17 protein-coding genes are annotated in these 18,588 nt (G+C 74.2%); 10 read left to right on the plus strand and 7 right to left on the minus strand.

Going from position 1 to position 18,588, the window contains the following annotated elements; all coding sequences use genetic code 11:
• The first annotated feature begins 2 nt into the window (after positions 1–2).
• The 6 genes from E4U92_RS08115 (at position 3) to E4U92_RS08135 (ending at position 4,729) form a co-directional block, all read left to right on the plus strand.
• Complete coding sequence (locus E4U92_RS08115; protein ID WP_137299618.1) at positions 3–668, plus strand: amino acid ABC transporter permease; 666 nt, start codon at positions 3–5, stop codon at positions 666–668.
• Positions 665–1,579, plus strand: a complete 915-nt coding sequence (locus E4U92_RS08120; protein WP_137299619.1) for an amino acid ABC transporter permease — start codon at positions 665–667, stop codon at positions 1,577–1,579. The genes E4U92_RS08115 and E4U92_RS08120 overlap by 4 nt, the downstream gene beginning before the upstream one ends.
• Positions 1,580–1,764: 185 nt before the next feature.
• The gene (locus tag E4U92_RS08125) at positions 1,765–3,375 is read left to right on the plus strand and encodes an FAD-dependent monooxygenase (protein ID WP_137299620.1); all 1,611 of its coding nucleotides are present in this window, start codon (positions 1,765–1,767) and stop codon (positions 3,373–3,375) included.
• 198 nt (positions 3,376–3,573) lie between these two features.
• Positions 3,574–3,645, plus strand: coding sequence for a putative leader peptide (locus tag E4U92_RS37135; protein ID WP_309544753.1), 72 nt, complete (start codon positions 3,574–3,576; stop codon positions 3,643–3,645).
• Between the two features lie 80 nt (positions 3,646–3,725).
• On the plus strand, positions 3,726–4,283 hold the full coding sequence (locus E4U92_RS08130) for a cupin domain-containing protein (RefSeq protein WP_373311712.1): 558 nt from the start codon (positions 3,726–3,728) through the stop codon (positions 4,281–4,283).
• Positions 4,280–4,729, plus strand: a complete 450-nt coding sequence (locus E4U92_RS08135; RefSeq protein WP_373311711.1) for a rhodanese-like domain-containing protein — start codon at positions 4,280–4,282, stop codon at positions 4,727–4,729. Before E4U92_RS08130 ends, E4U92_RS08135 begins: the two co-directional genes overlap by 4 nt.
• Before the next feature lie 68 nt (positions 4,730–4,797).
• Here E4U92_RS08135 and recX read toward each other — a convergent pair whose 3' ends face one another.
• Complete coding sequence (recX, locus tag E4U92_RS08140; protein ID WP_373311710.1) at positions 4,798–5,490, minus strand: recombination regulator RecX; 693 nt, start codon at positions 5,488–5,490, stop codon at positions 4,798–4,800.
• Between the two features lie 8 nt (positions 5,491–5,498).
• Positions 5,499–6,635 (minus strand): recombinase RecA, encoded by a 1,137-nt coding sequence (recA, locus tag E4U92_RS08145; protein ID WP_137299621.1) that lies wholly within the window; start codon positions 6,633–6,635, stop codon positions 5,499–5,501.
• 323 nt (positions 6,636–6,958) lie between these two features.
• On the opposite strand from recA, the gene E4U92_RS08150 reads away from it, so the two are divergent.
• On the plus strand, positions 6,959–7,768 hold the full coding sequence (locus E4U92_RS08150) for a hypothetical protein (protein WP_229863362.1): 810 nt from the start codon (positions 6,959–6,961) through the stop codon (positions 7,766–7,768).
• Positions 7,769–7,862: 94 nt separating this feature from the next.
• Here E4U92_RS08150 and E4U92_RS08155 read toward each other — a convergent pair whose 3' ends face one another.
• A complete protein-coding gene (locus E4U92_RS08155; RefSeq protein WP_137299646.1) occupies positions 7,863–9,092 on the minus strand; it encodes an AI-2E family transporter in 1,230 nt (409 codons plus the stop codon).
• Between the two features lie 165 nt (positions 9,093–9,257).
• Positions 9,258–9,452, minus strand: coding sequence for a DUF3046 domain-containing protein (locus tag E4U92_RS08160; protein WP_067241957.1), 195 nt, complete (start codon positions 9,450–9,452; stop codon positions 9,258–9,260).
• Positions 9,453–9,531: 79 nt separating this feature from the next.
• Here E4U92_RS08160 and E4U92_RS08165 point away from each other — a divergent pair, with 79 nt between their 5' ends.
• Positions 9,532–10,476, plus strand: coding sequence for a hypothetical protein (locus tag E4U92_RS08165; RefSeq protein WP_137299622.1), 945 nt, complete (start codon positions 9,532–9,534; stop codon positions 10,474–10,476).
• 40 nt (positions 10,477–10,516) lie between these two features.
• On the opposite strand, the gene E4U92_RS08170 is transcribed toward E4U92_RS08165, so the two are convergent.
• The 3 genes from E4U92_RS08170 to E4U92_RS08180 are packed head-to-tail and all read right to left on the minus strand — an operon-like array spanning position 10,517 to position 12,566.
• The gene (locus E4U92_RS08170; RefSeq protein ID WP_137299623.1) at positions 10,517–10,825 is read right to left on the minus strand and encodes an AzlD domain-containing protein; all 309 of its coding nucleotides are present in this window, start codon (positions 10,823–10,825) and stop codon (positions 10,517–10,519) included.
• Positions 10,822–11,661 carry an AzlC family ABC transporter permease gene (locus E4U92_RS08175; protein WP_137299624.1) on the minus strand — a complete coding sequence of 280 codons (840 nt, stop codon included), beginning with the start codon at positions 11,659–11,661 and terminating at the stop codon, positions 10,822–10,824. Before E4U92_RS08175 ends, E4U92_RS08170 begins: the two co-directional genes overlap by 4 nt.
• A complete protein-coding gene (locus tag E4U92_RS08180) occupies positions 11,625–12,566 on the minus strand; it encodes an AraC family transcriptional regulator (RefSeq protein WP_137299625.1) in 942 nt (313 codons plus the stop codon). Before E4U92_RS08180 ends, E4U92_RS08175 begins: the two co-directional genes overlap by 37 nt.
• 92 nt (positions 12,567–12,658) lie before the next feature.
• Between E4U92_RS08180 and E4U92_RS08185 the strand changes: the two genes are divergently transcribed.
• On the plus strand, positions 12,659–17,629 hold the full coding sequence (locus tag E4U92_RS08185; RefSeq protein WP_137299626.1) for an ATP-dependent helicase: 4,971 nt from the start codon (positions 12,659–12,661) through the stop codon (positions 17,627–17,629).
• 65 nt (positions 17,630–17,694) lie between these two features.
• Positions 17,695–18,549 (plus strand): Fpg/Nei family DNA glycosylase, encoded by an 855-nt coding sequence (locus E4U92_RS08190; protein ID WP_137299627.1) that lies wholly within the window; start codon positions 17,695–17,697, stop codon positions 18,547–18,549.
• The last annotated feature ends 39 nt before the right edge of the window (positions 18,550–18,588 follow it).

Here is an 18,588-nt window from a genome sequence, read left to right on the forward strand (position 1 = left end):
TCGTGTTCGATTTTCTTGAAGGTTACGACGTCCTCGGGGCGTTCTGGATGACGGTCAAGCTCACCGTCCTCTCCGCCGTGGGCTCACTGGTCTGGGGCACCCTGCTGGCCTCGATGCGCGTCAGCCCGGTTCCGCTGATGCGTGGTTTCGGCACCGCCTACGTCAACCTCGTCCGGAACACCCCTCTGACCGTCATCATCCTGTTCTGCTCGGCCGGCCTCGCCGACCAGTTCGGCGTCACCCTGGGCTCCGAGGACTTCAAGGTCCAGGGCTTCCGGCTGGCCGTCCTGGGCCTGGTCGCCTACACGGCCGCGTTCGTCTGCGAGGCGCTGCGCTCGGGCATCAACACCGTGCCGCTCGGGCAGGCGGAGGCGGCCCGGGCCATCGGGCTGAGCTTCAGCCAGACCCTGCGGCTGATCGTCCTCCCCCAGGCGTTCCGCGCGGTGATCGGCCCGCTGGCCAACGTGCTGATCGCACTGACCAAGAACACCACGGTGGCGGCCGCCATCGGCGTCGCCGAGGCGGCCTACCTGATGAAGAGCATGATCGAGAACGAGGCGCAGACGCTGCTCGTCGGCGCGGTCTTCGCCTTCGGTTTCGTGGTCCTGACCCTGCCGACCGGCCTCATCCTGGGCTGGCTCGGCAAGCGCCTGGCGGTGAAGCGATGAGCTCGGTCCTCTACGACACTCCGGGTCCCCGCGCCAAGTGGCGCAACGTGGCCTTCTCGGTGGTCTTCTTCGTCCTGCTCGCGCTGCTCCTGTGGTGGCTGTGGAGGGCGATGGACGACAAGGGCCAGCTGAGCTCCGCGATGTGGAAGCCGTTCAGCGAGTCGGAAGCGTGGACCACGTACCTGCTGCCAGGACTCGCCGACACCCTCAAGGCGGCGGCCCTGGCCATGGTGATCGCGCTGCCGCTCGGTGCCGTCTTCGGCATCGCCCGGCTCTCCGACCACCGCTGGGTGCGGGCCGTGTCCGGCACGGTGGTCGAGTTCTTCCGGGCCATCCCGGTGCTGCTGCTGATGCTGTTCGCGAACGAGTTCTACGCCCGTTCCACGAACGTCGGCAGCGCGGACCGGCCGCTGTACGCGGTCGTCACCGGCCTGGTGCTCTACAACGCCGCGGTCCTCGCGGAGATCGTCCGGGCCGGCATCCTCTCGCTCCCCAGGGGGCAGACGGAGGCCGCGCACGCGATCGGTCTGCGCAAGGGCCAGACGATGTCCAGCATCCTGCTGCCGCAGGCGGTGACCGCGATGCTGCCGGCCATCGTCAGCCAGCTCGTGGTCATCGTGAAGGACACCGCGCTCGGCGGTGTGATGCTCGGCTTCACCGACCTGCTGAACTCGCGCGGCACGCTCGCGGCCAACTACGCCAACGTGATCCCGAGCTTCATCGTGGTCGCCGCGATGTACATCGTCCTGAACTTCCTCCTCACGAGCTTCGCGGGCTGGCTGGAGCGCTACCTGCGGCGCAGCAAGCGCAGCACCGGCGCGGTGCTCGGCGCGGAGGACATGGAGGAGCTCAACCCGGCAGGCACGGCCGGGACCTTCGGCGCCGGCGCGGGCGCGGGCGGAAGCATCTGACGTCCGATCAAGTGACCTGAGGAGACCCGGAGGCAGTGGTGCGTGCGCCACTGCCTCCGTCGCTTGACGCGATCAGCGCCAGTGGGTTGCATACGTTGTGTGATCGCGCACCCTGCTCCACCCCCTGGTCCAGTTGATTCGTCGAGGTCGTCGAGGGCATCGTCACGGGCGGGGGGCGCGGCACCGTGGACCCGGTGATCATCGTCGGAGCGGGGCCCGTGGGCCTCACGCTCGCCCTGGCACTGGCCCGCCAGGACGTCCCCTCGGTCGTCCTCGACGAGAACCCGGGCAAGGACGAACCCCGGCTCGCGCGCACCGTCGTCCTGGGCGAGGACACCGCCGCGCTGGTGGAACGGCTGACCGGTGTGCCCCTCGACGCGATCGGGGCGCGTTGGGCCGGATGGCGGTCGATGCGGCGCAAGCAGGTGATGCGCGCCATCACGTTCGACGACGCCGACCCCGCCCCCCTGCACGTCGCCCAGCACGTCCTGACCGGCGCCCTGCGCGCGGCCCTGGCGGAGGAACGACTCGTCAAGATCGCCGTCGACCACCGCCTGGACGCCGTCGAGCAGGAGCCGTCCGGCGTCACCGCCCACACCCGCGGCCCGAGCGGTACGTGGTGGCGCGGCAGTTACCTGGTCGGCTGCGACGGCCCCCGCTCGACGGTCCGCAAACTCCAGGACATCCGCTTCCCCGGCCGCACCGCGGTGGAACGACACGCCGTGGCCGCGCTGCGCGGGGAACTCCCCTGGGACGGCCACGCGTTGCTCCACCGGATGCCGCCGTGGCGGACGTCCGGACCGTCGGCCGGGGAGGTCACCGCCCGCCCCCTCCCGGACGGCGTCTGGCGCCTGGACTGGCTGCTGCCGCCCGGCAAGGACCTCGTCACGCCCGACCTGCTCGTCTCCCGCGTGCGCGAGACCCTCGCCGGCTGGCACGGCGGTTCCACCCCGGCGTACGAGCTGCTCGACACCGGCGTGCACACGGTGCACCACCGCCTGGCCCGGCGGTGGCGCGTCGGGCGGGTGTTCCTCGCCGGGGACGCCGCCCACCTGCTCGGCGCGTTCGGCACGCAGGGGGTGGAGGAGGGGCTCCGGGACGCCGACAACCTCGCCTGGAAGCTGGCCGCCGCCTGGCACCACGGGGGGCACGCGGCGCTGCTCGACAGCTACCAGACCGAGCGGCGCGCCGCCGTCGCCGCCCGCCTGCGCGCCGCCGACCAGGTGCTGCCGCTGCTCCGCGGCGGCGGGGGCATCAGGGCGTACGTGCCCGGTGCCGCCCGCGGCCACGACGCGCTGCTGACCGACGGCCACCTCGGCCGCGGCCCGCTCGGCGATCCCGGTACGTACGCCGACTCGCCGCTGGCGCCCGGGCCGCTGGAGGGCGAGGTCCCGGTGGACACCGCGCCGGGCGCGCCCGTGGCCGACGTCCGGGTGACGGCCGAGGACGGCTCGTTCGTCCAGCTGCGCGACCGGCTCGGCCGCGGCGCCCTGCTCGTCGTGCTCATCGCGCCGGGCACGGGCGTCTGGGAGCGCAAGCACTGGATGAGCGCCGGGCTGATGCCCCGGCTCGCCGCTGCGGTGACCGCGCTGCCGCACCCCACCGAGCTGCTGGTCGCCGAGAGCTACCCGGGCGCGGCGGCCCACACCGTGCTGCTGGTCCGCCCCGACGGCCGCCTCGTCACGGCGCTGAGCGGGGTCCGCCCCGCCGACCTGTACGCGGCGGCCGAGGCCGCCGTGGGCGGTGCCGCGGAGCGGGCCGAGACGGAGGCCGGGGCCAGGTCCGCGGCGGGGTGAACCGCGGTGGCCGGTGGGGCCGGGCCGGACCTCACCGGCCCGCCCCACCGGCCGGGTACGCCGTAGCGACCCCCGGTTCGCCGGCGCCCGGGCGGTGGCCCCCGGCCGCACACACGGTCACCGTACGGTCCGCATAGTGACAGTGAGTTGACCGGTCCGCACCGGCATGGTGTACTCCGGATCGTGACCGACACCTGCGTGCGCCTGTGGCGGAGGGTCCACATGGACCTCGTCCGCTATGCGGGCTGCGTGTGTCGCCCGTCCTGCTGACTTCGCACACTCCCTCTTTCCGCCGGCCCGGCGCTCCGCGCCGCCGTGCGCTCCCGCGAACGCTCCTCAGGACGGTGCACGTGTCTGTCGTTCCCCCTGCCTCCCCGCCCTCCTCGTCCCTGCCCTCCGCCGCCACGACCGCCGCGGCTCCGACGCAGGCCGAACTCCTCGACTTCGTCCGGCGCACGGCCGCCGACGCCGAACTGATCTCCTCGCTCCCCCTCGACCCGGAGGGCCGCACCTGGGTGCGCCTCGAAGGGCCCGGCGGCAGCGAGGCCTGGCTGATCGGCTGGCCGCCCGGCAGCGGCACCGGCTGGCACGACCACGCCGACTCGGTCGGCGCCTTCCTCACCGCGCAGGGCGAGCTGACGGAGAACTCGCTCGCCGCGCGGCTGCCCACCGACGGCTGGAAGACCCTGGAACTCACCGAGGGCGTCGACCGCTCCCGTCGGCTGCCGGCCGGCCGGGGCCGCGCCTTCGGACGCCACCACGTGCACGAGGTGTTCAACGAGTCCACCGAGCACCACGCGATCTCCGTCCACGCCTACTACCCGCCGCTGCCGCAGATCCGGCGCTACAGCCGCACCGGAGCGACGCTCCGGCTGGAGCAGGTCGAGCGCCCGGAGGACTGGCAGTGAGCATCCGCCGACCCGGCACCCAGGACACCGCACCGGACACCGCGTCCCCGGTCGGCATAGACGAGTTGCTGGAACGGGTGCGCGCCCGCTACCAGCGCGTCGAGGCATCCGAGGCGTACGCGGCCGCCCGGGCCGGCGAGGCCCTGCTGGTCGACATCCGGTACGAAGCCCTGCGCGAGCGGGACGGTCTCGTCCCCGGCGCGCTGGTCATCGAGCGCAACGAACTGGAGTGGCGCCTCGACCCCCAGGGCAGCCACCGGGTCCCCGAGGCCACCGGCCACGACCTGCGGATCGTCGTGCTGTGCAACGAGGGGTACGCCTCCAGCCTCGCCGTCGCCTCCCTCCACGAGCTGGGCCTGCACCGTGCCACCGACCTGATCGGCGGCTTCCAGGCGTGGCGGGCGGAGGGGCTCCCGGTGACCGGGGGGCGGGCGGCGGGTCCGTAGGCGCCCTTCGGGCGGTACGGCGCGGAGGTGCCCCCGGCCGTGCTCGCGTCGGAGCGCGCCCTGCGCCCTCAGTACTGCCCGTCGCCGCCGTGATCGCCGTCGAGGAACTCCGTGTCCTCGCCCTCTTCCTCCAGGGCCTGGCGGACCACCCGCAGGGCCATGCCCTCGGGGTAGCCCTTGCGGGCCAGCATGCCGGCCAGGCGCCGCAGCCGTTTGTCGCGGTCCAGGCCGCGGGTGAAGCGCAGCTTGCGGGCGACCAGCTCCCGCGCCGTCGCCTCCTCCTGCTCGGAGTCGAGCTGGGAGACGGCCTCGTCGATCAGCGCCGAATCGACGCCCTTGGTGCGCAGCTCCCGCGCGAGGGCCCGCCGGGCCAGGCCCCGGCCGTGGTGCCGGGACTCCACCCAGGCGTCCGCGAAGGCGCCGTCGTCGATCAGCCCGACCTCCTCGAACCGGGACAGCACCTCCTCGGCCACCTCGTCCGGGATCTCCCGCTTGTGCAGCGCGTCGGCGAGTTGCTTCCGCGTGCGCGGGGTCCCGGTGAGCAGGCGCAGGCAGATCGCCCGTGCCCGCTCAGCCGGGTCCCCCGAAGACTCCCCCTGCTCGGCCCTCGACGAGGAGGAGGGGCCTTCGTCCGCACCGGGCGGCTGCGCGGAACGGCGTCCGCGACGGCCGCCCCGCCCGCGCGGCCCGCCGTCACGCGTGCCGTCCTCGGGAGCGTCGGGAGGGGTGAGCTCGTCGACCCAGTCCGTTCGTCGTGTCACGGGTCGGGTCAGCTCTTGGCAGCGGCGGCCTTGGTCTTGGCCGTCTTGGCGGCGGCCGGGGCGGCCACGGTCTTGGCGGCCTCGTCCGCGGGCGCGCCGGACGCGGTGACCGCGGCGTCGGCACCCGCCTCCGTGGCGGGCTGGGCCGGGCGGACGCCCACGCCGAGCTTCTCCTTGATCTTCCTCTCGATCTCGTTGGCGAGGTCGGGGTTGTCCTTGAGGAAGTTGCGGGCGTTCTCCTTGCCCTGGCCGAGCTGGTCGCCCTCGTACGTGTACCAGGCACCGGCCTTGCGGACGAAGCCGTGCTCCACGCCCATGTCGATCAGGCCGCCCTCGCGGCTGATGCCCTGGCCGTAGAGGATGTCGAACTCGGCCTGCTTGAAGGGCGGGGCCACCTTGTTCTTGACGACCTTGCAGCGGGTGCGGTTGCCGACCGCCTCCGTGCCGTCCTTCAGGGTCTCGATGCGACGGATGTCGATGCGCACCGAGGCGTAGAACTTCAGCGCGCGGCCACCGGTCGTGGTCTCGGGCGAGCCGAACATCACGCCGATCTTCTCGCGGAGCTGGTTGATGAAGATCGCCGTGGTCTTGGACTGGTTCAGCGCGCTGGTGATCTTCCGCAGCGCCTGGCTCATCAGCCGGGCCTGCAGACCGACGTGGCTGTCGCCCATCTCGCCCTCGATCTCCGCGCGCGGGACGAGCGCGGCGACGGAGTCGATGACGATGAGGTCGAGCGCGCCGGAGCGGACCAGCATGTCCACGATCTCCAGCGCCTGCTCGCCGTTGTCCGGCTGGGACAGGATCAGGTTGTCGATGTCGACGCCGAGCTTGCGCGCGTACTCGGGGTCGAGGGCGTGCTCCGCGTCCACGAAGGCGACCTGACCGCCGGCCTTCTGCGCGTTGGCCACGGCGTGCAGGGTCAGCGTGGTCTTGCCGGAGGACTCCGGCCCGTAGATCTCCACGACGCGGCCGCGCGGAAGACCGCCGACGCCGAGCGCCACGTCGAGGGCGGTCGAGCCGGTGGGGATGACCTCGATGGGCTCGTTCGTCCGGTCGCCCATGCGCATGACCGCGCCCTTGCCGAATTGCCGTTCGATCTGTGCGAGTGCGGCGTCCAGGGCCTTCTCGCGGTCGGTTCCTGCCATGGGTTCCACCCGATTTGCTTGAGTCGATCGCTTCACGTCAAAGACGCTAACGCCTGCCACTGACAATGCACCCCGACGCCGGTCCGGCCTGTGGATAACTCGGGTGCATCTCGCCCCGGATCGGGACGAACCACCGCTCGCTGACCGTGCCGGAGCCTCTATAAGAATAGATGTTCGATTTTGGTGTCAAGCGCACCACGCGGCTCAGGAGTGACGCACCGCGAGACGTCCCCTGGGCACGTCCCCCGCTGCTCCGCCTGGCGTACGCCCGCTGTCTCCGGCCGGAGGACGACGCGGCGCGGCCGGACCGCGAAGCTCGGTCCATGGCCGACACGCACGCTCCGACCCCGCACCTCCGTCCCGCCGCCGGCACCGCCCCGGCTCCCGTCCGCTTCCCGGTCCACCGCATCGACACGCTGTGTCTGACGGTCGGCCTGGTCCTGGTCGTCTCCGGTCTGGCGCACCTGCTCGTGTTCGCCGTCGACGGCGGCCCCTGGAACGGCCCGGTCTCCTGGCGCAAGCCGGTCACCTTCGGCCTCTCGTTCGGGGCGACGCTCGTCGCGACCGCCTGGGTCACGTCGTATCTGCGCGTCGGACCGCGGCTGCGCGCCGCGCTGCTCGGTGTGTTCGCCGCCGACTGTGTCGTGGAGGTCGGCGGCATCACCCTCCAGGCGTGGCGCGGGGTGCCCTCGCACCTCGACATGGAGACGCCCTTCGACACCGCGGTGTCCCTGACCCTCGCGGTGGGCGGAGCGGTCCTGGTGGCGCTCCTCGGCGTCTTCGCGGTCGCCTCGTTCCGGCACCGGCCCACGGGTCCTGCGGGCATGCCCCTCGCGGTGCGGTCGGGGTTCGCGGTGCTCCTCGTGGGCCTGGCCTCCGGCGCGGTGATGATCGCGCGTGGGGTGGTGCTCACCCGCACCGGCCACCAAGAGGCGGCGTACCACTCGACGGCACCGCTCAAGCCCCTGCACGCGGTGAGCCTGCACGCCGTCCTGGTGCTGCCCGCGCTGGCCGGGCTGCTGTCCCGCACGCCCTGGAGCGAGCGGACGCGGTGGCGTGCCGTGGCGGTGGCGACCGGCTGCTACGGAGTGGCCGTCGTCGGGGCGGTGGTGTGGGCGGCGCTCACGTGGTGACGGCCCGGATGCCGGCTCCGTTGGGACCCGGATGCCGGCTCCGTGGAGCCCGGTCGCTCTCCCGGGCCCGGTCCGGTCGGCGAGCCGCCGTTCCTCAGCCCGGTCCCCGGTCCGGCCCCGGGTCGCTGTCCGTGCTCCTGCCCGCGTCCGGGTCCGTGTCCACAGGTGGGTTGCGGTCCGTCCCCGCGGCCGATCCGGGCGGCGCGCCCGTCCGCAGCCTCGTCCAGAGGTGTCGCGCGCGCGTGGCGGCGCCCGGTCCCTGCCCGCGGGTCCGGTGGCCCTGCACCCGGGGGTCGTCGGCGACGGCGTACCGCTTCACGTACGCCCCGAGGAACGCCTGGAGCGTGGCGACCGCCGGGATGGCGATCAGCGCGCCGACCGCGCCGAGCAGCGCGGTGCCCGCGACCACGGAGCCGAAGGCGACGGCCGGGTGGATGTCCACCGTCCTGGCCGTCAGCTTGGGCTGGAGCATGTAGTTCTCGAACTGCTGGTAGACCACGACGAAGATCAGCACCCACAGCGCGTACCAGGGATTGACCGTGAAGGCGATCAGCATGGGCAGCGCGCCCGCGAGGTAGGTGCCGATGGTCGGGATGAACTGGGAGACCACACCCACCCACACACCGAGCACGGGCGCGTACGGGATGCCGAGGGCCTGGAACAGTACGTAGTGGGCGACCCCCGAGACCAGCGCCATCAGGCCGCGCGAGTACAGGTACCCGCCGGTCTTGTCGACAGCGATCTCCCAGGCGCGCAGCACCTCGGCCTGCCGGGCCGGCGGCAGCACGGAGCACAGGGCGCGCCGCAGCCGCGGCCCGTCGGCGGCGAAGTAGAAGGCGAACAGCGCGATCGTCAGCAGCTGGAAGAGCCCGCCGAGGACCTGGGTCGACACGTCCAGCACGCCCGCCGCGCTGTTCTGCGCGTACTTCTTCAGCCACTGCGAGTGCAGCAGCCCTTCCTGGATGTCGACGCGCCTGAGGTGGGTGTGGAACGTGTCGTTGACCCAGCTGATGACCGAGTCCAGGTAGTCCGGGAAGCCCTCGACCAGCTTGATGATCTGCCCGGCGAGCATCGACCCGAGCAGGGTGAAGAACCCGGCCAGGACGACGAACAGGCCGAAGAAGACGATGAAGGTGGCGAGCCCTCTGCGCATGCCGTAGGAGGCCATCCGGCTGACCGCGGGTTCGACCGCAAGCGCCAGGAAGAACGCGATGAGGATGTTGATCAGCAGACCGAGGACCTGGTGGAAAGCCCAGGTGCCGAGCTGGAACAACGCGAAGAGGGCGAGCGCGAGGACCATCGCGCGCGGGAGCCAGCGGGGCATGCGCGCGACCGGCGCGGCCGCGCCGTCGGCCGGTCCGGCCGGGGGCGTCTCCCCGGGCGCGGAGGGGTGCCGGGCGACCTGCCCGGACTCGTCAGTGGGTGCCACGGACCAAGTCTCGCCCACGCCACCGACAATCGAGCGCCCCCCTCGGGTCTTCGTTACCGATCAGCGCTTCTCCAGGGGCACGTTCATCACGTCGCAGACCACGCGCCACACGTCCTTCGCGTCCCAGCCGGCCGCCAGCGCCTCCTGCACCGTGCGTCCGCCCAGTTCCGACATCACGTGGTCGCGCGCGAAGGTCTCGGCGTACCCGGCACCGAAGTGCTCCGCCATCCGCTCCCAGAAAACCGTCAACCGCATGATCCCAGTATCCCGCCCGCGAGGGTGGCCCCGGCCGGTGCCGCCTGCGGAGACCGCTTTCCGTCCTACGGTCTGACCCATGGCCGACACCGGAGCACCCCCACTCCCCCCGACGCCCCCGGCGCAGTCCCCGCTCTTCCGCGCCGAGCACTTCGTCTGGCTCACCGCACGCGTACTGGAACAGCGCCTCTTCGCCAACCGCTTCCTGAACGGCGCCGCCGACCCCGTGGAGACCGCGCTGGAGGCCTACCGCAACGAGGACGGCGGCTACGGCCACGCGCTGGAGCCCGACCTGCGCGGCCCCGTCAGCCAGCCCCTGCACACCGCGCACGCCCTGCGCGTCCTGGACGCCGTCGGCCGCTGCGGCGGACAGCGCGTGCAGCGCGTGTGCCGCTACCTGACGTCCGTCTCCACGGCCGACGGCGCCCTGCCGGCGATCCATCCCAGCCAGCGCGGCTATCCCGTGGCGCCGTTCGTCCCGGTCGTCGACGACCCGCCGGGCGCACTCCTGTCGACCGGGCCCGTGGTGGGCGTGCTGCACGGCAACGAGGTGTGGCACGCCTGGCTGTTCCGGGCGACCGACTTCTGCTGGCAGGCGGTCGAGTCGCTGGGGACGACCCACCCGTACGAGGTGGAGGCCGCCGTGGCCTTCCTCGACACCGCGCCCGACCGCCCCCGCGCGCAGGCGGCCGCCGACCGGCTGGGCCGCCTGGTGCGCGAGCAGCGGCTCGCCGCGCTCGATCCGGACGACCTGGAGGCGTACCCGGTCGCACCGGGCTACGCCCCCGCCGAGCACCACTTCCCGCACGACTTCGCCCGGACCCCGCACTCGCTCGCGCGCGCCTGGTTCAGCGACGGCGAGATGGCCCGCTCCCTGGACCACCTGGCCGCCGAGCAGCAGGAGGACGGCGGCTGGCCGATCCGCTGGCGCACCTGGGGCGCCGCCCCCGCCCTGGAGGCGCGCGCCCTGGTGACCATCGACGCCCTGAGCACCCTGCGGGCATACGGGAGGCCGATCGGCTGACGGGCGGGCGCCCCGGCACGCGCGCGTACCTCGCTCCCGCTCAGCCGCCCAGGGCCCGGACCCCCGCCGTCACCACCACGGCCGCCGCGACGACCAGCAGGAACGGTGCCCGCAGCACGACGGCCACGGCGGCCGCGGCGAGCCCGGCGGCGCGGGCGTCCAGCACCAGCGTGTGGCCGTCGGCGAAGGTCTGCTGGGCCGTGAGGGCGGCCAGGAGCGCCACGGGCAGCAGGGCGGCGAGCCTGCGGACGACCGGCCGTTCCAGGACTCCGGCGGGCACCAGGAGCCCGGCCAGCTTGACGACGTAGCAGCCGATCGCGGTCGCGCCGATGGCGATCCAGGTGTTCACCGCTGGTCCCCGTCCTCGTCGTCGTGTGCCTCCGCCGCCTGCGCGTGCGGCCCCTGTCCTCCTTGCGGGTCCACGGCGTCGCCCGGGAGGCGGCGCTCCCGGGCCGCGCCGTCCCCGCCCCGGCGCATGCCCTGCGCCCACAGCACCGCCGGTGCCGCCAGGGCCGCGACCAGGACGGGCACGCCCGCCGGCAGGACGGGCAGCAGACCGAGGCCGAGCAGGACGGCGCAGCCGGCCACCGTCCGCTCGGTGCCGGACTTCAGCATGGGCGCGAGCAGCGCCAGGAAGACCGCGGGGCCCGCCGCGTCGAGCCCCCACGCGTCCGTGTCGCCGATGGCCTCCGCACCCAGGGCGCCCAGCAGCGTGGTGAGGTTCCACAGCACGTAGAGGGTGAGCCCGGTCACGGCGAAGCCGATCCGCACGCCCCGCCGGTCGGTCTGTGCCAGCGCCACGGCCGTCGTCTCGTCGATGACCCACTGCGCGGCGAACGGGCGCAGCACGCGCGGCAGCGCCAGCAACTGGGACAGGCGCAGCCCGTAGAACGCGTTGCGCACGCCCAGGAAGAAGGCACCCGCGGCCGCCGTGAGCGGGTTGCCGCCCGCCGCGAGCGCCCCCACGAGGGCGAACTGGGAGGCGCCGGTGAACACCAGCAGGCTCAGCGCGCAGGTCTGCCACACCGAGAGTCCGCTGCCCGCCGAGGTCACCCCGAAGGCGAACCCCGACAGTCCCACGGCGATGCCCACCCCCAGGGCGTCCCGTACGACGGCCCGGTCCGGCCGTCGCGCGCCGTCGGGTCCTGTCACGTCCGTGTCCGCGAGTGCTGTTCGTTCTCCCACGCGTCCGACGGTAGGAGCAGCCGCGCCGCGGTGTCTTGTACGTTCTTGCGCCCGCCGCCCCCTTGGTCCTCCGGCTCGCCCCGGCCCGAGCGCTCCCGCCGGTACGCGCCCGGCGGTACGCCCACGATGCGGGTGAAGTGGCGGTTGAGGTGGGGCTGGTCGGTGAAGCCGACGGCCACGGCGGCCTCGGCCGGGGCGGTCCCGGCGTCCAGCATCCGCCGGGCCCGCCGCACCCGCGCGTCGGTGAGCCACGCGTGCGGCGGCATGCCGTAGGCGTCCCGGAAGGCGCGCAGCAGGGCGAACGGACCGGTGCCCAGGTCGGCGGCCAGCCTGTCGAGGGTCGGCGGCTCGGCGAGCCGTTCCTCCAGCACGGTCCGCGCGCGTGCCGCGAGGCGGGCACCGGCGGTGCGCACCGGCCGGGCCGGCAGCGAGCCGCCGTTCAGCCGGAGCAGGCGGGTCACGGCCACCCGCAGCAGTGTGTCGGCGGCCAGCGCGTTGCCCTCGTCGGCGGCCCGGAGCACCTTGTGCACGAGCGCACCCGCGTAGGGGTCGACGAGCACCGGGCTGACGAACGCGGGCGTGCCCCGCAGCGTCGTCGTCTCGGCCGCTATCGCCGCGACCACCTCGGGCGACGGGTACACCGCCCCGTACCGCCACCCCTCGGGCACCCCGGCCCGCCCGGTGTGCGGGGTGTCCGGGTTGACCAGAGCGAGGGCGCCGGGCCCGGCGTACTGCTCCGCGCCGCCGTGGCGGAAGACCTCCACGCCGTCGGCGATGGCGGCGATCACGAACTCCTCGTGGGTGTGCCGCACGAACGCCTTGCGGACGTACCGCGCCCGCAGCAGGTCGACGCCGGGCAGCTCCTCGTACCGCCAGTGCCGTGCCCGCTCGCCCGAACCCGCCATGCCCCCATTCTCCGTCCCGCCGACCGTCGCTCGGGGCCGCGCCGTCCGCGCAGCTCAGGACCATTGTCAGTGGCCGGGTGCAGGATGGACGCATGGTCAGCTCCGCACACCGGGCCCTCGACGGCTTCTCCCCCGCGACCCGCGGCTGGTTCACGGGGGCGTTCTCCGCGCCCACCGCGGCCCAGGCGGGCGCGTGGCGGGCCATCGGTGAGGGCTCGGACGTGCTGGTGGTGGCCCCGACCGGCTCCGGCAAGACCCTGGCGGCCTTCCTCGCCGCGCTGGACCAGCTCGCCTCCACGCCCCCGCCGGCCGACCCGAAGAAGCGCTGCCGCGTGCTGTACGTGTCCCCGCTGAAGGCCCTCGCGGTGGACGTGGAGCGCAACCTCCGCAGCCCCCTGACCGGCATCCGCCAGGAGTCGGTGCGCCTGGGCCTGCCCGAGCCCGAGGTGAAGGTGGGCATCCGCTCCGGTGACACCCCGCCCGCCGAGCGCCGCGCGCTGTCCACGCGCCCGCCGGACATCCTGATCACCACGCCGGAGTCGCTGTTCCTGATGCTGACGTCGGCCACGCGCGACGCGCTGACCGGCGTGGAGACGGTCATCCTGGACGAGGTGCACGCGGTCGCGGGCACCAAGCGCGGGGCGCACCTGGCGCTGTCCCTGGAGCGGCTGGACGAGCTGTTGCCGAAGCCGGCCCGCCGCATCGGCCTGTCGGCGACGGTCCGCCCGGTCGACGAGGTCGCCCGGTACCTCTCGCCGCGCCGCAAGGTGGAGATCGTCCAGCCGGAGTCCGGCAAGGAGTTCGACCTGTCGGTCGTCGTGCCCGTGGAGGACCTCGCCGAGCTGGGCGGCTCCCCGGTGGCCGACGGCTCGGAGGGCGCCGAGCGCCCCTCGATCTGGCCGCACGTCGAGGAGCGGATCACCGACCTGGTCCAGTCCCACCGCTCCACGATCGTCTTCGCGAACTCGCGGCGCCTGGCGGAACGGCTGTGCAACCGGCTGAACGAGATCGCCTACGAGCGCGCCACCGGCGAGCCCCTGGACGAGCACCACGCCCCGGCCGAGCTGATGGGCGGCTCGGGCGCCGCCCAGGGCGCCCCGCCGGTCATCGCGCGCGCCCACCACGGGTCGGTCTCCAAGGAGCAGCGGGCCCTGGTGGAGGAGGACCTGAAGGCGGGCCGTCTGCCCGCCGTGGTCGCCACGTCCAGCCTGGAACTGGGCATCGACATGGGCGCCGTCGACCTCGTCGTGCAGGTCGAGTCCCCGCCGTCGGTCGCCTCCGGCCTGCAGCGCGTGGGCCGCGCCGGCCACCAGGTGGGCGCGGTCTCCACGGGCGTGGTCTTCCCGAAGTACCGGGGCGACCTGGTCCAGGCGGCCGTCGTCACCGAGCGGATGCGCCAGGGTGCGATCGAGTCCCTGCGCGTCCCCGCCAATCCGCTGGACGTCCTGGCCCAGCAGCTGGTCGCGATGACCTCGATGGACACCTGGCAGGTGGACGACCTGCTGGCGATGGTCCGCCGGGCCGCGCCGTTCGCCTCGCTGCCGGAGTCGGCGTTCACCGCGACCCTCGACATGCTCGCCGGCCGCTACCCGTCGGACGCGTTCGCCGAGCTGCGCCCGCGCGTGGTGTGGGACCGGGTCACCGGCACCGTGACCGGCCGCCCCGGCGCGCAGCGCCTCGCCGTCACCTCGGGCGGCACGATCCCCGACCGCGGTCTGTTCGGCGTCTTCCTCGCGGGCTCCGACCCGAAGAAGGGCGGCGGCCGGGTCGGTGAGCTGGACGAGGAGATGGTCTACGAGTCGCGCGTGGGCGACGTGTTCACGCTCGGCACCAGCTCCTGGCGCATCGAGGACATCACCCGCGACCGGGTGCTGGTCTCCCCCGCGCCCGGCGTGCCGGGACGGCTGCCCTTCTGGAAGGGCGACCAGCTCGGCCGCCCGCTGGAACTGGGCCGCGCCGTGGGCGCGTTCCTGCGCGAGGTGGGCTCGCTGTCCAAGGAGGACGCGCGGCTGCGCCTGCTCACCGCGGGCCTGGACGCGTGGGCCGCGGACAACGTGCTGACCTACCTCGACGAACAGCGCGAGGCCTGCGGCCACGTCCCCGACGACCGGACCATCGTGGTGGAGCGCTTCCGCGACGAACTGGGCGACTGGCGCGTCGTCGTGCACTCCCCCTTCGGCGCCCAGGTCCACGCCCCCTGGGCTCTCGCCCTGAACGCGCGCCTCGCCGAGCGATACGGCATGGACGCCCAGGTCATGCACGCCGACGACGGCATCGTGCTGCGCCTGCCCGACGCCGACCTGATGGGCCTGGACCTGCTCGACCAGGAGCCCAGGACGGCCGGCACGGAGTACGACGCCGACCAGGCCCCGGTCGGCGCCGCGGACGTCGTCTTCGACAAGGGCGAGGTCGACCAGGTCGTCACCGACCAGGTCGGCGGCTCGGCCCTGTTCGCCTCCCGCTTCCGTGAGTGCGCCGCCCGCGCGCTGCTGCTGCCGCGCCGCAACCCCGGCCGGCGCACCCCGCTGTGGCAGCAGCGCCAGCGGGCCGCGCAACTGCTGGAGGTGGCGAGCGAGTTCGGCTCGTTCCCCATCGTCCTGGAGGCCGTCCGCGAGTGCCTGCAGGACGTGTTCGACGTCCCCGGGCTCGTGGAGCTGATGGGCGACCTGGAGTCCCGCAAGGTCCGCCTGGTCGAGGTCACCACGCCCGAGCCGTCGCCCTTCGCCCGCTCCCTGCTCTTCGGCTACGTCGCCCAGTTCCTGTACGAGGGCGACTCCCCGCTCGCCGAGCGCCGCGCCGCCGCCCTGTCGCTGGACTCCCGGCTGCTCGCCGAACTGCTCGGCCAGGCGGAGCTGCGCGAGCTGCTCGACGCCGAGGTGCTGGCCGAGCTGGAGCAGGAGCTGCAGTGGCTCACCGAGGACCGTCGCATCAAGGACGCCGAGGGCGTCGCCGACCTGCTGCGCCTCCTCGGCCCGCTCACCGACGCGGAGCTGGCCGAGCGCGGCGCCGAGCCGCCGTGGGCGCCCGAGCTGGCCGCCGCCCGCCGCGCCATCAAGGTCCGCGTCGCCGGCGCCGACCACTGGGCCGCGATCGAGGACGCGGGCCGCCTGCGCGACGCCCTGGGCACCGCCCTGCCCGTCGGCGTCCCCGAGGCGTTCACCGAGCCGGTGAAGGACCCGCTGGGCGACCTCCTCGCGCGCTTCGCCCGCACGCACGGCCCGTTCACCTCGGCGCAGGCGGCCGCCCGCTTCGGCCTCGGCGTGGCGGTGACGGAGGGCGCCCTCCAGCGGCTCGCGGCGAGCGGCCGGGTCGTCCAGGGCGAGTTCCACCCGGCGGGGATCGGCCAGGAGTGGTGCGACGCGACCGTCCTGCGCCGGCTGCGCCGCCGCTCCCTGGCCGCGCTGCGGCACGAACTGGAGCCGGTACCGCCCGCCGCGCTCGCCCAGTTCCTCCCCCAGTGGCAGCACATCGGCACGGGGCACACGCTGCGCGGCGTCGACGGACTGGTGCGCGCCATCGAGCAGTTGCAGGGCGCGTCGGTCCCGGCGTCCGCCCTGGAGAAACTCGTCCTGCCCTCCCGCGTGACCGACTACGCCCCCGCGATGCTCGACGAACTCACCGCCGCGGGCGAGGTCGTGTGGGCGGGCGCGGGCTCCCTGCCCGGCAAGGACGGCTGGGTCTCCCTGTACCTGGCGGACGCCGCCCCGCTGCTCCTGCCCGCGCCGCACCCACTGGAGCTGACCGCCCTGCACCAGTCGGTGCTCGACGCCCTCTCCGGCGGCTACGGCCTGTTCTTCCGCCAGATCGCCGACCAGGTCCGCGCCACCACGCACCCGGACGCCACCGACCCCCACCTCGCCGACGCCCTGTGGGACCTGGCCTGGTCGGGCCGCCTCACCAACGACACCCTCGCGCCGATGCGCTCCCTGCTGGGCTCCGGCCGCACCGCGGGGTCCACGGCCCACCGCGCCAAGCGCGCGGTCCCGCGCGGCCGCTACGGCTCGCTGACGGCCGCCGCCCGCTCCGCCTCCCGGGGCGGCCCCCCGACGGTCGCGGGCCGCTGGTCACTGCTGCCGGCCCACGAGAGCGACCCCACGGTCCGCGCCCACGCCCTGGCCCGTTCGCTGCTCGACCGGCACGGCGTGGTGACCCGGGGCGCGGTCTCCGCCGAGGGCGTCGAAGGCGGCTTCTCGGCGACGTACCGCGTCCTGTCCGCCTTCGAGGACAGCGGCCAGGCCCGCCGCGGCTACGTCGTCGAGGGGCTCGGCGCCGCCCAGTTCGCGATGGACGGCGCGGTGGACCGCCTGCGCGCGGTGGCCAACGCGCGCGACCGCGGAGACGGCCGCGTGGACCCGACGGTCTTCGGCACGGTGGGCCCCGACGGCGGGGCGCCCACGGGAGCCACCGGCTTCGACGCGCCCGCCCCGTACGCCTCGCTCCCCGACTTCGCCGACGCCCCGGACGCGGACTTCCCGGACTTCGCGGCCACCCCCAGCGAGTGGATCTCCCCGCGCGACCTGTCCGACCCGGGCGCCGGCGGCCCGCGCGGCGGCTCGCCGAACCCGTACGCCGCCGCCTCCCGCGGCCGAGACGGCCAGAACCCCTACGGCCAGGGCGCGTACGGCCAGCGCTTCGCGCACCGGGGCGGCCGCCGTGACCCTTCCGCCTCGCGCGCGGTCGTCCTGGCCGCCGCCGACCCGGCGAACGCGTACGGCGCCGCCCTGGGCTGGCCGGAGCCCCCGACGGGAGCGGGGCACAAACCGGGCCGCAAGGCCGGTTCCCTGGTGGTGCTGGTCGACGGCGAACTGACGCTCTACATGGAGCGCGGCGGCAAGACCCTGCTGGCCTGGCCCGCCACGGCGGACGGTGACACCGCCCCCGGTGACGACCCCAGACTGCAGATCGCGGCGGAAGCCCTCGCCACGGCGGCCCGCGCGGGTGCCCTGGGCACGGTCACCGTGGAGCGCGTCAACGGCGCCTCGGCCCTGACCTCCCCCCTCGGGACCCTGCTGGAGACGGCGGGCTTCATCGCGACCCCCAGAGGGCTGCGCCTGCGTGCCTGACGCCCTGGGCGCCCTGCCCCGTACCGGGCAGGTTTCGATCGCCCCGCTCGTGCCACCCTTGACCCATGCCCGAAGGTGACACGGTCTGGCAGGCCGCGCGACGGCTGCACACCGCCCTCGCGGGCAAGGTGCTGACCCGCTCCGACCTGCGCGTCCCCAAGTACGCCCTGACCGACCTCACCGGCCGCGCGGTCCTCGACGTCACCCCGCGCGGCAAACACCTCCTCACCCGCGTCGACGGCGGACTGACGCTCCACTCCCACCTCAGGATGGACGGCGCCTGGAAGGTCTACACCCCCGACCAGCGCTGGAGCGGCGGTCCCGGGTACCAGATCCGCGCGATCCTCGGCACCGCCGACCGCACCGCCGTCGGCTACCGCCTCCCGGTGCTGGAGCTGCTGCACACCGCCGACGAGGACCAGGTGGTCGGACATCTCGGTCCCGACCTCCTCGGCTCGGACTGGAACCCCGAGCAGGCGCTGGCGAACCTGCTCGCCGACCCCGATCGCGCCCTCGGCGAGGCCCTGCTCGACCAGCGCAACCTGGCCGGCATCGGCAATGTCTACAAGTGCGAGCTGTGCTTCCTGCTGGGCGCCACCCCCTGGCTCCCCGTCGGCGCGCTCCCGGCCGACCGCGCGGCCAAGCTGCCCGCGCTCGCCCAGCGGCTCCTGGAGGTCAACCGGGACCGCCCGATCCGCAACACCACGGGCCGCCGGGGCCCAGAGGTCTTCGTCTACGGCCGGGCCCGCCGGCCCTGCCTGCGCTGCGGCACCCCCATCCGGCTCGCCGACCAGGGCGACGGCTCCCGCGACCGCCCGACGTACTGGTGCCCGACCTGCCAGACCGGCCCGGCACCCACCCGTCCCGCCACGATCCCCACCCCGAAGTCGACGAGTTCCCGCCCCGGCGCCCGGGGGTGACAACCGTCCGAGGCTTCGGAACGGCGCCCCGGCCGCACC

Source organism: Streptomyces galbus (assembly GCF_005280195.1).
In the GTDB taxonomy this organism is placed as follows: domain Bacteria; phylum Actinomycetota; class Actinomycetes; order Streptomycetales; family Streptomycetaceae; genus Streptomyces; species Streptomyces galbus.

What these genes read in the sequence shown, in the direction of transcription:
- E4U92_RS08160 (WP_067241957.1), bottom strand. Translation starts at nt 9,452, where the DNA reads ATGCGGTTGACGGTTTTCTGGGAGCGGATGGCGGAGCACTTCGGTGCC.
- E4U92_RS08120 (WP_137299619.1), top strand. Translation starts at nt 665, where the DNA reads ATGAGCTCGGTCCTCTACGACACTCCGGGTCCCCGCGCCAAGTGGCGC.
- recA (WP_137299621.1), bottom strand. Translation starts at nt 6,635, where the DNA reads ATGGCAGGAACCGACCGCGAGAAGGCCCTGGACGCCGCACTCGCACAG.
- E4U92_RS08190 (WP_137299627.1), top strand. Translation starts at nt 17,695, where the DNA reads ATGCCCGAAGGTGACACGGTCTGGCAGGCCGCGCGACGGCTGCACACC.
- E4U92_RS08185 (WP_137299626.1), top strand. Translation starts at nt 12,659, where the DNA reads ATGGTCAGCTCCGCACACCGGGCCCTCGACGGCTTCTCCCCCGCGACC.
- E4U92_RS08150 (WP_229863362.1), top strand. Translation starts at nt 6,959, where the DNA reads ATGGCCGACACGCACGCTCCGACCCCGCACCTCCGTCCCGCCGCCGGC.
- E4U92_RS08180 (WP_137299625.1), bottom strand. Translation starts at nt 12,566, where the DNA reads ATGGCGGGTTCGGGCGAGCGGGCACGGCACTGGCGGTACGAGGAGCTG.
- E4U92_RS08155 (WP_137299646.1), bottom strand. Translation starts at nt 9,092, where the DNA reads ATGCCCCGCTGGCTCCCGCGCGCGATGGTCCTCGCGCTCGCCCTCTTC.
- E4U92_RS08165 (WP_137299622.1), top strand. Translation starts at nt 9,532, where the DNA reads ATGGCCGACACCGGAGCACCCCCACTCCCCCCGACGCCCCCGGCGCAG.